This is a genomic window from Neorhizobium sp. NCHU2750, from assembly GCF_003597675.1.
Taxonomy (GTDB): domain Bacteria; phylum Pseudomonadota; class Alphaproteobacteria; order Rhizobiales; family Rhizobiaceae; genus Neorhizobium.
The window spans coordinates 116,875-129,946 of the sequence record NZ_CP030830.1; the positions used below are offsets into that span (position 1 = coordinate 116,875).

Consider the following 13,072-nt stretch of genomic DNA (forward strand, 5'->3'; position numbering starts at 1 on the left):
GGCTGGGCCATCGGTAACGGCGTCAGGCTGGGACTGCTTATTCCGGCTCGTTGGCGATCGGAACAGTAACGAGGCATTTCCATTGACTGCGAACTTTTCAACAGGCCGGCCTCAACTTCAAAAATTTCCCTAAAGTTGCTGCATCAGAATTTGCAACAATTGGCGGGCAGTCAAAGGCGCATCTCTGCGGTATCGGATGGCTATATGCACAGCTTTTTGGCCAAGGTTGCTCGCCATGGAAGCCCCGCTTTGCTGACACCAGAAGTGGGCAGCTGCCATGACATCCTCGATCGCGGTATCGTCCAGTTCGAGAAGGGAAGGGGTCTCATCGCTGTTTCGGGGTTTGCTGCCCGTATCGTTCAAATGCTCTGTCACGGTGATTACAGTGCTGGAGCTGCGCTGTCGTTCGACGAGAGGCGGCTCTGCAACAGCTCGCCTTGCTTCTCAAGCACTGGGTATGCCGTCGCGGCGATCAGATGCGAGTTGATGGATTTCAAGTCTCGGATGATATCGAGATGCAGCGAACTCGTTTCCATAGTGTCCAGACCGCCCCTCCTAAGCCTGTCGAAATGGGCAGCTGTCGTCTCACGTTCGGCACGTCTGAAGATCACCTTTTCTCCTGCAAGCATGCGGGCCAAACGCTCGTCCTGTGACATGAACAAGGCCGCAGCCGTATCGAGATTGGTGACAAGCCTGTCGAACAGGCCGCAAAGTTCGTCCTGACCGGGCTTGGAGAAGGTCAAGCCGCGGCGCACACGCTTGGCAAGATGTGGCAGCAGGTTCTGATCGAGGACGTCGCCCGCCTGTTCCAGGTTCATCGAGAATAGAAGGATCTCGTCCATCCGGCCACGGTCAGCATCGCCGATCTCGTCGGGATCTATGGATGTCAGGTAGGTCTTGATGGCGGTGTTCAGGCTATCAAGGATGTTATCTTTCTTTCTCAACTCAGCGAGGGCTCGACGGTCGGTTGACGACACTGCGGCCTTCGCGCCTATGATCATTTCGCGTAGCACATCGGTCAGACGGAGCGCTTCGCGGGAAGCAGCACCGAGCGCAACCACCGGCGTCTCCTTCGCTCCGGCATCGAGGTAGCGAGGTTTGGATGGGTCTGCGTCGTCGATCCTCTGCGGAAGCATTTTCACCAGGAAGTCGGCATATGGCTGCAGGAACGGCATGAAGAGTATGGCGAGGAGGAGATTAAATGCGGTATGGAAATTGGCGACACTGCGCGATGCATCGTCGCTTAACATACTCATCAGCGCCGTCAGCGGGCTTAGGGTGGCGAGCGCGGCAACGACGCCAACGAACCTGGTCAGAAGATTGCCGAGCGGCAGGCGTTTCGACGCTAGATCACCGTCCGAGTGGCCCTCGACGACAGGATTGATGGACGTGCCGAGGTTTGCACCGAGAACGAGCGCGAACGCTTGATAGGGGTCGATCAGCCCTTTGGTGGCGAGCGACATGATCAGCAAGACGATGGCGACGCTGGAATGGGCGGCCCATGTCAGGACAGCCGCCAGAAGGACACTCAGGATGGGCGTCGTGGCAATGCTCTTCAGGACATAGGACAGGGCCTCCGATCCTTCGTACTGTGTCATCATCTCCAGCAACTGGTGCAGAGCCAACAGCATAAAGCCCAAGCCGATCACGACACGGCCGAGATCATGGATCTGCGGGTTACCGTTCCGCTTGAACATGATGAAGCCCGCGAGGACGAGCGCGGGATAGAGTGCTGCAACGTCGAACGACAGAACCTGGACGATCAGCGTCGTACCGACGTTCGCGCCGAGCATGACGGATAGGGCAGGCATCAAACCGACAAGGCCGCCGGCTGCAAAGCCTGACGCCATCAGACCGGTTGCTGTGCTACTTTGGAGGACGGCGGTCACACCGAGACCGGCCATAAATGCCTTGAAACGATTGCTCAATGCACGGCCAAGGAATGTCCGTAGGCTCGGCCCGAAGGCTCTTTGTATGCCCGTCTGAACCATGCGCGTGCCCCATAAAAGGAGCGCAATGTGACCCGCCAGTCCGACGAGGCCAATGATGAAAGCCATGGCCTTCCTTTCAACGGGAAGCAGGATACGTCTCGCTCCAAGTCTGCTGAAATCCCCAGCGCCTTAGAAGATGCTTCGCGTTAAGAGGTTGAAATTGCTCGACACGTACTGTCATAAAACTGTCACAAATCGACGGGCTGTCAACCCGAAAGTCGACAAATGGTCATGAGCCAGCTAAACATTGTCAGCATGTGCAAGACTGGCATCCGCGCGGCTCAGTCGTATAGATAATACTTCTTCCACTTCGAACGCGGTACAACCGGCCCTATCTTGTACTTGAGCTCATGGGCGTCGAGGTGGCGAGGGCCGGTTCTGCAGACGTACTGAAGACGATACCACTGGCCGCGGCTTCGTAGCACCGCCCCCGGGGCTTCGACCATGTTCTCGCTGGTTGTCGTGTCGCCGAACGTATACGCGATCACCTTGTCGACACCGAACTTTCTGTTCTCGCGGTTGATGCGCAGCATCACTTCTGTGTCGCAGGTCTGCTCCAGGCGGGTCGCTGGGTCGAGCTTGAGCAATTGCCCGTTCAGTCGTTCGTCTTTTAGCGCGTAAGCGGCCGGCGTAGACCCGATGAAAGCGATCGTGATCGCCGCTGAGAAACGGACCAGGAAGTACGACTTTGGCTTCCGGACGTTCTGAAGATGTCTCGACATACGGTGCATCCGGGCTGTGTACGGCGTTGGAAGCGCGACCGTCAACCGGACGAATCGCTGTAATAGGCTACTTCTGTGGATAGACCATCACAGGTCCGTCGATGCCAAGCAGCACGGTTCCGTCTGCTCCAATCTCTCTATCCCGGAGCAGAGGCACACTGAAGGTCCGGCCCGCGGCCTCGATCGAAGCGATCCAAACACCGCTCCTCATCGAGATGGAAAGCAACTGACCCGGCGTCCCGTCACATGCAGATCCGACCGAAATCTGCTCCGGTCGGACAGAAACAATACAACTGTCACCGGGGAACTTCTCGTGTCCTTCGGCAACAACGAGACCAAGGCAGGTTCGGACTCGTCGTCCCTCGACAGTTCCATCCAGCAGATAGCTCTGGCCAGTCAACTTCGCCACAGCCGGGGAGACCGGGCGCCTATAGATCTCCAATGGGCCACTCTTTTGCGCGATCACGCCATCCACCATTGCGGCGACCTCGTCCGCCACTTCGAAGGCCTCGTCGGGGTCGTGGGTTACCAGAACGGCAGTGACACCAAGGTCGCGCAAAGTATGGATAATGTCAGCCCTTATCGACTGCCGGAGATCCCGGTCGAGCGCATTGAACGGCTCGTCGAGGAGTACCACGTCGGGAGACGGGGCCAGAGCACGCGCGAGCGCACCGCGCTGCTGCTGCCCACCAGAGAGCTGGTGCGGAAAACGGTCCGCCAGATCTGCCAGCCCCGTCAACTTTAAAACTTCCTCGACGCGCCCTTGCGCGCGAGCGTGTCGCGATACGCCGTAGCCCACGTTCCGAGCGAGCGTGAGATGGGGAAACAAGGCGCCTTCCTGCGGCACGTAACCGATACGGCGCCGCTCGGGAGGAAGGTGGACGCCTTTGCCGGCGAGAACCGCGCCCGCTACCCTGATGCTTCCGCCGTCGATTGTGTCGAATCCCGCGATTGCACGCAGCAATGTCGTCTTGCCGCTTCCGGATGCACCCAGGAGGGCAACAATCCGGCCTTTCTCCACGATGCAGTCAAGTCCTCTCAGAACCTCTGTCTTCCCCAATGTCTTAACGATGCCAGTCAGCTCGATTGCATTCATTCGATATCTGCCCCCTTTGTTCCCCGGCGCGTGAAGACATAAGTCGGCACGGCCGAGACTACGACCAGCATGGCGGCGAAAGGGGCCGCGGCAGCATACTCGGTATCGTTGGTGTGGCTCCAGACCTCGGTCGCAAGAGTCGTGACCCCGATCGGCGCCAGCATCAGGGTCGATGTCAGCTCTCGCATGAGTTCCAGTGCCACAAGCGCAAGGCCGGCTCCGATCCCCGGAAGGATGTTCGGGAGGGTTATCGACATGAACGCACTGAGCGGTCCTCTTCCAAGGCCGCGGGCCAGCTCTTCCAGACTGGAAGGAACGAGCGCGATGGAAGATCGCAGGGCGGACTGAGCGAGCGGAAGGTACAAGATTGCATAGGCCGCCATCAGCACCGCATAGGTCTGATATAGTGCACTCGCATAGTGAATCGACACGAAGACCAGTGCCAGCGCGACGACCAGGCCCGGCAGCCCGTGAATGACGTAAGGGAGGCGGTCGGCCATGCGGGAGACCCCACCTGTATGTCGGCTGGAGAGAAGCACAACCGGCAGGGCAAGGACGACGACGATGACGGCTCCGGGAATTGCCAGGCTCAGTGACCCGTAGACTGCGTCATCGATGTCGGACAGGCCGTTTCCCGCTGAGAGACCGACGGACAGCCAGTAGCAGAGGATGGCCATGGGAACGGCAAGGGCAAATACAAGAAGGACGGCCAGGGCAAGCTGGACTGGCACCGTGCGCCATCCGAGCCGCACGAATGCGTCAGGTCTGCGAACACCCTTGCCGGACCTGACAGTGCGGCCGCCTGTTCGAAGCCGCATCTCGCCGTAGGCTGCTGGAAGACAGAGCAGGATGAGCACGAGCGACTGCAATGCCGCCGAACGGCTGTCGAATTCCAGTTCGAAACTGTCGAAGATCGCTGTCGTAAACGTCTGGACACGCAGGAAAGCCAATGCCCCGAACTCGGCGAACATATGCGTCAGGACAAGCAGCGATCCGACCCCGAGCGCCGGCCGGACCTGTGGCAGCGAAGCGCGGAAGAACGTTTCCCACGGTCCCTTGCCGAGAGATCGTGAAACATCCTCGTAAGTCGAGTCCATGCCCCGGAATGCTGCCGCAACCGGCAGGTAGACCAGCGGATAGGTCGAGAGCGTCAGAATGAAGATCGCGCCACCCATCGTCTGGAGCGACGCATCGAAGGACGACCACGCATAGCTGGAGATGAAGGCCGGCACGGCAAGCGGAAGACTGACGATCACCCGCCACAGGGATCGGGCAGGAAGCTCGGTCTTTTCCACACACCAGGCCACGGACGTCCCGACGGTCGCTGCTCCGGCGGTCACGCAGCAACCGAGAACGAGCGTGTTCACCAGCAGATCGAACGTGCGCCGCCTGAATATCTCCTCGACGCTCCCCTCCCATCCGATCTCGGCAGAGCGCGACAGCACGTAGAAGAGCGGAATGCAGGTGAGGGACAGAGCTGGCAGGCAACAAAGCGTCAGGAACAGGGGCGAACGTGCGCGCCCCTGTCTCTGTCGGATGGCAAAGCTCACGCCAGTCCGGCCTCGCGACGAAGCGCGAGTGCGTCGGCAGCATCCCCGAGATCGGCGGGCGTCACCGCCGGAGCGCCGATTTCCTTGAACGGCAGAAGTTTGTACGGCGACTTGATGCCCTCGCGGACGGGATATTCGGCGACGGAATCGGCGATGGCCTGCTGGCCGTCGGCACTGACCATGAACTCGACGAACTTCTGCGCCGTCTCCTGCTTCTTGCTCGACTTCAGGATGCCTGCTGCCGAAACAGTGATCAGCGCGCCGGGATCCTGGTGGCCGACATAGTGAAGCGCGGACTTCATCTTGTCCTCGCCGTTTTCCTTGGCCAGCGAGAACCAGTAGTAGTTGTTGATGAGAGCGGTCGCCACATCACCGTTCTCAACCGCCTTCAAGGCCGCGCCATTGCCGTTATAGATCTTGCCGTTTTCCTTCAGGCCCTTCAGCCAGGCGAGCGCAGCATCACGGCCCTTGAGGATTTCGATGGCAATGATCTGCTCCTGGAATGCGCCGCTCGTCGGGACGAAGCCGACCTTGTCCTTCCAGGCCGACGTCGCGAAGTCGAGAACCGAGCCGGGGAGCTTGCCGGCATCGATCATGTCCTTGTTATAGGCCACGACCCTGCAACGGGAGCTTGCGCCGAGCCAGGTCCCGTCCTTGGCATGATACTCCTTGGGGATCTGCGAGAGGGTGGCCTTGGCGATTGGAGACAGCAGACCTTTTTCTGCCAGGGTGGCAACAGGTGGGCTTTCTTCGGAATAGAACAGGTCGGCAGGAGAAGCAGCGCCTTCCTCGATGATCTGGTTCGCCAACTGCGAACTGCTGCCCTTGCGAGCATCGACCGTGATGCCGGTCGCTTTCTTAAAGGCTTCCACAAGAGCCTTGGTGGTCTGGGCGTGCTGGCCGTTGTAGAGCACCAGCGTTTCGTCTGCCGCCCAGGATGTCTTCACGAATGGTGTGGAGAGAATTGCGCCCGCGGCAACCGCTGAGCTCATCTTCAGAAACCGGCGACGGTTGAGTTCGTTCATCCGTTAGCCTCCTATCTAGTTTTCGAAACAACGCCTAAAAGGACCCTAGTGTTACAGCCGTCAAGGCGAAGTTGAACAAATCTGTCATGTTTTTGTCATAATATTTCGCGGCCGGGATCGGCTTCCCGAACGATCTTGGAAAGACTTCCGCCTTGTCGACGGGGAAATTCGGCCTACCTCCGTGGCAAATTTGACCACTGGAAATCAGTGAGGAATGTCATGACCATAAGACGTGTTTCATCCATCCTGGGAATGCTCCTCGCTGTCTCATTGGGCACCACGGCTCACGCTGAGCTGAAAGGAATAAGTTCTCGGGAGTACAAGCTCGGACTCGATCCCAAAAGCCTTTCGGGGCCGACTGGCGATGTCTTCAAGACCATCAGCGAACGCCTTCAAACTGCGCTGCCATTGCAATTCGGCGCCGCCAGTCACGGCAAGGTTCAGTTCTTCGACACACAGGCCTGTGACCTTTCCCACGGATCGATGCTACTTCGATATCGGCAGAGAGATGGCAAGGCCGAGCGGGTGACGCTGAAGATCCGCGACGCCGACATACTTGCAATCGATACCTCGCCTCTTCGGCCGGCGCAGGGCAAGATGCCGAAGATTGAAGACGATTTCAGCATCCGGGAGACCGGCAAGGCGGCGAGCGATTTTTCGAAGTCCTTCTCTTATGAAGGCGGCCAACCGGCGACGGTCGGCGAGCTGGCCGAACATCTCCTGCATCTGGACAAGGTCAGCAAGGCGGCTGCGTCAGATCGGTTTGTCGGCGGGCCTCCTGTTTCCGAAACGGTCTATGCCTCAAAGCCAGTAAGGCTGACCGATAGCCTCGATGTAACCGTCGAGGTTTCGCTCTGGTATGGAGAGGGAAGCGGAAAACCGCTTGCCGGCGACGTCTCCTTCACGATCGACGGACCGTTCGAGCACCAGTCGCTAGCTGTGGCGGGTGCCACGCTCGAACGGCTGGCCACTTCGCTCGGCGACATGAGGGGCAGTTCGGGCGAGAAGTCTCTCGCCGTCGTGCCTGAGCAATGCCGATAAGGAACTTTCGGCCACCGCAATGCATTCCGTCTCCACAAATCCATGGAGACATCCCCCTATGAAGATCACCGCATACGCCGTTTGCCTGTCCATTATCGCGCTCCCGACCTTGGCTTCGGCATCTGACCGTCCCGGTAGGGACTGGATCCAGAAGCCGGAGTTGAAGCAACAGATGCAGGCGGCTGGCTATAGCGCCATCGTCGTCGGGGCGGATGACGGACACTGGGAAGGCGAGGCTGTGAAGGATGGGCGCATCGTCGAATTCCATGCTGACGCCCGCACCGGAAAGATCACCAAGTCCGAGCCTAAAACGGAAGAATAATCGAATTGCCCTCTGGAGCATCGGCCCCCGAGGGCGCTTATAAAATTGACACTGCGGTCTCAGGGTCCCATGAAATCACGTCGACATCATCGAACGGAGATCATGGATGAAATTTTCCGCGTGCTATCTTGCCATTCTCGCGGCCTTGGCGACTTCGCCGGCCTTCGCTGACGATACCAGCTTTGGCGGCTCGACCACTGACCAGCTCGCGCACCAGGATCCTATCCACTGGGTGGACGTCGGCCAGATCGAGAAGTCGCTGGAAGGGAAGCCGCCGATGACGGTCGGCTTCGACATCGACGATACCGTGCTGTTTTCCAGCCCATGCTTCTTTTACGGCCAGCAGAAATATTCGCCGGGCAAGTTCGACTACCTGAAGAACCAGGCGTTTTGGGATGACATCAACAAGAACTGTGACATCAACTACTCCATCCCGAAGGATGTCGCGGCCAAGCTGATCGCCATGCATACCAAGCGCGGCGACACGATCTATTTCATCACCGGTCGCACCAAGAGCGAAGGCGAACGGGTCACCGAGACGATCAAGCGTGATTTCAACATGGATAAGATCAATCCGGTCGTGTTCACCGCTGGCGACGCCACCAAAACCGCCTTCCTCAAAGATAAGGGCGTGAAGATCTACTACGGCGATGCCGATGGCGACATGAAGCAGGCAATCGAAGTTGGCGCACGGCCGATCCGCGTCTTGCGCGCATCGAACACGACCTATAAGCCGATGCCCAAGAACGGATCCTTCGGCGAGGAAGTGATCGTCGACTCTGATCACTGACGAATCGCCTTGAAAACCCTGTGGGCTGCCCGTCAACTGTCGGGCAGCGATCTCTCTCAACGCCAGATATTCCCATGGCATCAGAAATACGGAAAAACGTTCATTGCGGTCTCTCCCACTACGATACCATTTATGCATAACACGTCTTGCGCCATCATCTCGGCAGGATGAAGTTGAATGCCACGAATTGAGCGTAGTACCAGGCTGGCCTTAGTCAACGTAGTAACCGAACAACCCGTATAACGGCAGAGGCGTAGCCGAGCGGCACACCAAAGCGGATGCCGTACTTTGGTCACCGCGCTATTCCGAACTTTCGATCGAGACCGACTTGAAGCTGGGCTTGGTCGAGCGTTGCACGGAGTACCTTTGCCCGCTGAAAAGAGCGATCGGTCCGCCCCCAGAGATGTCCGATCACGATTTGCTCGTCAAAGCGCTAGAGGTAAATGGACGACTTTCCAGCCATACGAGTTTGAGGAGGATGGTCGTAGGGAAGAGGCAATTTTTATCCTTGACGCTCAACCAGACACGTATCGATCTCACAGGGATTTCGGTTTTCCTTCTGTCGAAAGATTCAAAGCCAGCTCATAAGCCGTGCTGCGGCCGCCGGCCTCGCCTTTGTTCAGGATGCCTTTCGCCAAGAGGTCTGCGATGTCACGCGCGGCTGTGTCCTGAGACGCATTCGTCAATTTGGCCCACTTGGTCGATGTCAGCTTTCCCTCAAAATTCCCTTCCAGCAACCGGTTGAGAACCTTTGCCTGTCGCGGATTGAGATCAAGAGCGGCATGGCTTTGCCAGAACTGATTTTTGAGCATGACATTGTCGAGGGTCAACAATGCTGCGCTCACCGCGCTGCCCAGACGATCGAGGAACCACGTCACCCATTGCGTGATATCCAGATCCTCATGGCTGGTGATCGCCTGTAAAGCTTCATAATAGCCGGTGCGCGATTTCTCGATGGCTGCGGACATGGAATATAGCCGCTGAGCTCCCCCACCGCTGCGCGCGAGCGTCATATCTGCGATCGCGCGCGTTATGCGGCCATTCCCGTCCCCGAATGGATGAATGGCCACGAACCAGAGATGGGCGACCGCTGCTTTGATAAGGGGATCCATCGCTTGCGATCCGTTGAACCAATCAAGGAAGGCCGTCATTTCCTTTTCCAGGCTTTCGGCAGGCGGGGCCACATAATGCACCTTCTCATGTCCGAACGCACCAGACACGATTTCCATGCGACCGCCGGAATCGTCGCGCCATTCACCGACGCGAAGCTTATGTCCCCATTCGTTGCGGCCGGTCGGAAAGAGGGCGGCATGCCACTGGAATAAGCGCTCCGCTGTCAACGGTGTGGAGCAGTTTACGGTGGCATCGAGCGTGATGTGAACAATGCCCTCGACAGAGCGATTTGGCGTAACGAAGCCCTCAATGTCGATACCGAGCCGCCTTGCCAGAGATGACCTGACCTGTTGTTCGTCCAGTCGCTCTCCTTCGATCGCGGACGATTTGACTACGTCATCGGTCAAGGCCTGCAGAAATGTTGCCTCGCGGGTGCGAAAACCGAGGCCCTCGACCCGACCGATCAGGCGGCCTTGATCAAGCCGAACTGCCGCAACACTGGCCGCAAGCGGGTCTGACTGCCAATGGAATGATGGCCATTTAGGAGACTGCCAAATATAGGTCATGCTCAAGATAAGCCGGTGTTGCGGAGAATAGCAAGTCTATTGACCGCAAATATGCGGAGATTAGTACTCGTAATCTCCGCATATGGGTACGAGCGACGCGATCCTGAACTGATCGCAGAGCGGTTTAAACCTCCGATTTGGGTTGACGGCGTTTTCATCACTTCTTCTCGCGACAGCCTTTGATCTGGACATGCCTGACCGAGGTTGGTTATCCTCGCGTCGCTCTGGTCCCAGGGATTAAGGGAATCCGCTCCGGCGGATGACAAGCTCGGCCCGGCTTGCTCCCAGGGCTTCATCGACTCGAGCTTTTCATCCCTCACTACTGTGCGGCAACGGCTCTAGAGCGAAACAACGACTGCGGCTCGGAAGTAGGCCGTGGTTTACATCCGAGCCAAGCATCTCATGCGATTTTACGCAGCTTCCCAAACTTGATTGAGAATTTTAGCTGCCAACGCAGCCTTGTCTTGCGGTAGAAAGCGACCGTAGTGCTGTTGCACGACATCGGGCGTATCCTGAATGGCGTAGCTCGCCTGCTCGTATGAGCCGGTCTGCTTCAAAATATGCGTCGCAAGAATGTCCCGCAAGTTATGCGGGCCATGCGGCAGCAAGCCCTTGATTGCACCGCGTCCGGTGTAGGGATTGTATATCCCGTAGCGTTGAATAACCGTCCGCCAAGCTTCGTAGAACGTGGTTGAGTTGTAGGCTGCATCGATGCTGGTCCTCTTCACGGTTTTTACGAACAGCGTCCCGGGATCCTTTGCACCGCCGAGCAGAACACCTCGATGTCGGCCGATGTAAGCATCCAGATATTTGTAGAGATCGAGCAGGTCCGGCAGGATAAGCCGGAACGGCTTTTGTCCGAAGAAAGAGGAGCCGGAGTTTTTAAATGCGACAGATGGGATCAGGACCTCCCACCCATGGTCGCGATCGCTCCAGCGCAACTCGCCGCATTTCATATCTTCAAGCCGGCGTTCCGATGTTGGATAATGTCCTCGTGGGCAGACACGCAGTTGACGAAGGTTTTTCTGCCGCAGCCCGAGATGCAGGCCAAGCCTGAGCAGCAGGAACGACCTGACGGCCTCGGCCGCCGGCCGTGGATATCTGTTCTCATCCGGCATACGTGCAAGGATCTCGTCTGTGATCTTGCGATATTCCGCCAACGGGCTCTCGGCTTCGAGGACACACATGATCGGCTCGAACGGGTCACGATGAACACGCATGACGCGTTGGATTTCCTTAGAGCGATTGGCGGCGTGCCGATGAAGCGCGTCGCAGGCGCCATGCCAGTCGCGAGCTGCGAAGTCGATTTCTTCCTGTTCGACCAAGCCCGAGATCGGCTTGGCGTTCTGGACCAGTTCCGGGTGCTGCCGTATCCAACCGACATCCGTGCGAGTAAGGGCTTGGGCAACCATCAGCATGTCCTCTTCCCATTTGGTGTAGAAGCCACGGCGCTGTTCCCGCCACTGCAGATACCAGTCCCAAACGCCAGGAAAGATCAGCAGACCGAAACTCAACTGAGAGAGCGGCACGCCAAAACCCTTTACTGCACCGTTAGGTGAAGCGGCTAGCGCCCCAAACATGAGCCCGAGATGTTCAATCTTCTGAAAGGCCGTTTCCTTACCCCAAACGCCATTCCGCTGAAATCCAATTGCCGTTAACGTCGAGGTTTTGAAGCGGACAAGATCTGCCATTTCCATGGCAAGCCGCGGAGGCGCATCGACGACGCCTGACAGCAAATCGGGATCATCACACTCGGCCACGACTTTCTGATTTGCTCCAACCGCAGATGCCAGGGATCTCGGTGACAACGTGCTTCCGCCATAGGTGACGCCGGGAAAGCGGATTGCATAACGTTGCTTGCTGGCCGCCGCCTGATAGCGACGATATTCTGTCGATCCGGAAATGATCACACGGCGCACCCAATCAAGGACCTCTTCGCGCTTGGTGAAGGGCAGACTGCTGAAATCATCCGGCAGGTGCAATGCAATCCTGCGCCTCTCAGCCGGGCTGATCTCACCGAGATTGTGACCATAAAGGGAGCGCGCCTGGTGCGGCAGCTTCTCCTTGAAATATCCCTCTGGCAAACGATAGCGCCGCTCGATCCTACGGAGGATATCGAAACTTGCAACTGATCTGGGCACTCGCTCGCCCTGAACCCAGGATAACAATGTCTTGTTGTCGAAGGCCTCATTGAGATGAACAACGGCGCGGTAGAGCTGCCAATATGTGTCGCCGAACCGCCGCATGTGATAAACCAGTGCGTCCTGAAAGCTCGCCGGATCTTCTTTCGCTTCGAATAGTGGTTCTGGGAACGGACTGATCGGCTTCGGTGCAGGTCCAGGCTGTGTCGACGTAGACCGGACAAAGGAACCGTCGGCCGCTGCGCATTGGGGCTTTCTGGTGGAAGGCGGGCAAGCGGCCTTCCTCGCGGCCGCCTTTTTTACCTGATATGCCATCGGCTTTGGCGGCCGCCGTTCTTCCGTGGCTGGTGGAGCGCCGAGCCAGCGGATGATCGCATCCAGGCCTGGCCGGAGCTGCTTTTTCAGTTCTAGCGTCAACTCGGCTTCGATCCCACAGGCCTGAGCAATCGTCGCCCAGTCGATATGGCCATTCAGGAGCGGTGGTGATTTTCGGTAGATGATCAAACTGGCCAGGTAGGGCCGGATATTCTCCAACACCCGCCGGGATGCGATTGGTGCGATACGCAACTCGCAGAATTCGGATATCTTTCGCTGAAAATGACGTGATGAAATGTCGTTTTTGGTCATGCTCATTCCGTTTCTCTCGGCGCCAATGCCGAGGGCGAGCGGAAATAGGGTGTCGCATTTAATAAAATCATACCTGCCGCTGTGCGGA

11 protein-coding genes are annotated in these 13,072 nt (G+C 57.8%); 3 read left to right on the forward strand and 8 right to left on the reverse strand.

The window, feature by feature from the left end; translation table 11 throughout:
- Positions 1-129: 129 nt before the first annotated feature.
- From NCHU2750_RS26725 to NCHU2750_RS26750, 6 genes are all read right to left on the reverse strand, one after another.
- Positions 130-363: a hypothetical protein gene (locus NCHU2750_RS26725; RefSeq protein ID WP_119944848.1), complete on the reverse strand. Its 234-nt coding sequence runs from the start codon at positions 361-363 to the stop codon at positions 130-132.
- Between the two features lie 17 nt (positions 364-380).
- Complete coding sequence (locus NCHU2750_RS26730; protein WP_119944849.1) at positions 381-2,057, reverse strand: Na/Pi cotransporter family protein; 1,677 nt, start codon at positions 2,055-2,057, stop codon at positions 381-383.
- A gap of 215 nt (positions 2,058-2,272) precedes the next feature.
- Positions 2,273-2,713 (reverse strand): DUF930 domain-containing protein, encoded by a 441-nt coding sequence (locus tag NCHU2750_RS26735; protein WP_119944850.1) that lies wholly within the window; start codon positions 2,711-2,713, stop codon positions 2,273-2,275.
- Between the two features lie 67 nt (positions 2,714-2,780).
- Positions 2,781-3,809 (reverse strand): ABC transporter ATP-binding protein, encoded by a 1,029-nt coding sequence (locus tag NCHU2750_RS26740; protein ID WP_119944851.1) that lies wholly within the window; start codon positions 3,807-3,809, stop codon positions 2,781-2,783.
- On the reverse strand, positions 3,806-5,359 hold the full coding sequence (locus NCHU2750_RS26745; protein WP_245480547.1) for an ABC transporter permease: 1,554 nt from the start codon (positions 5,357-5,359) through the stop codon (positions 3,806-3,808). Before NCHU2750_RS26745 ends, NCHU2750_RS26740 begins: the two co-directional genes overlap by 4 nt.
- Positions 5,356-6,384 (reverse strand): extracellular solute-binding protein, encoded by a 1,029-nt coding sequence (locus tag NCHU2750_RS26750; RefSeq protein ID WP_119944852.1) that lies wholly within the window; start codon positions 6,382-6,384, stop codon positions 5,356-5,358. The genes NCHU2750_RS26745 and NCHU2750_RS26750 overlap by 4 nt, the downstream gene beginning before the upstream one ends.
- A 219-nt stretch (positions 6,385-6,603) precedes the next feature.
- Here NCHU2750_RS26750 and NCHU2750_RS26755 point away from each other — a divergent pair, with 219 nt between their 5' ends.
- From NCHU2750_RS26755 to aphA, 3 genes are all read left to right on the forward strand, one after another.
- Positions 6,604-7,425: a hypothetical protein gene (locus tag NCHU2750_RS26755; RefSeq protein WP_119944853.1), complete on the forward strand. Its 822-nt coding sequence runs from the start codon at positions 6,604-6,606 to the stop codon at positions 7,423-7,425.
- Between the two features lie 58 nt (positions 7,426-7,483).
- Positions 7,484-7,747 carry a PepSY domain-containing protein gene (locus tag NCHU2750_RS26760; protein WP_119944854.1) on the forward strand — a complete coding sequence of 88 codons (264 nt, stop codon included), beginning with the start codon at positions 7,484-7,486 and terminating at the stop codon, positions 7,745-7,747.
- Positions 7,748-7,853: 106 nt separating this feature from the next.
- Positions 7,854-8,537 carry an acid phosphatase AphA gene (gene aphA / locus NCHU2750_RS26765; RefSeq protein WP_119944855.1) on the forward strand — a complete coding sequence of 228 codons (684 nt, stop codon included), beginning with the start codon at positions 7,854-7,856 and terminating at the stop codon, positions 8,535-8,537.
- A gap of 536 nt (positions 8,538-9,073) precedes the next feature.
- On the opposite strand, the gene NCHU2750_RS26770 is transcribed toward aphA, so the two are convergent.
- On the reverse strand, positions 9,074-10,216 hold the full coding sequence (locus NCHU2750_RS26770) for a Fic family protein (protein WP_119944856.1): 1,143 nt from the start codon (positions 10,214-10,216) through the stop codon (positions 9,074-9,076).
- 410 nt (positions 10,217-10,626) lie between these two features.
- The gene (locus NCHU2750_RS26775) at positions 10,627-12,984 is read right to left on the reverse strand and encodes a hypothetical protein (RefSeq protein ID WP_205583931.1); all 2,358 of its coding nucleotides are present in this window, start codon (positions 12,982-12,984) and stop codon (positions 10,627-10,629) included.
- Positions 12,985-13,072 lie beyond the last annotated feature (88 nt).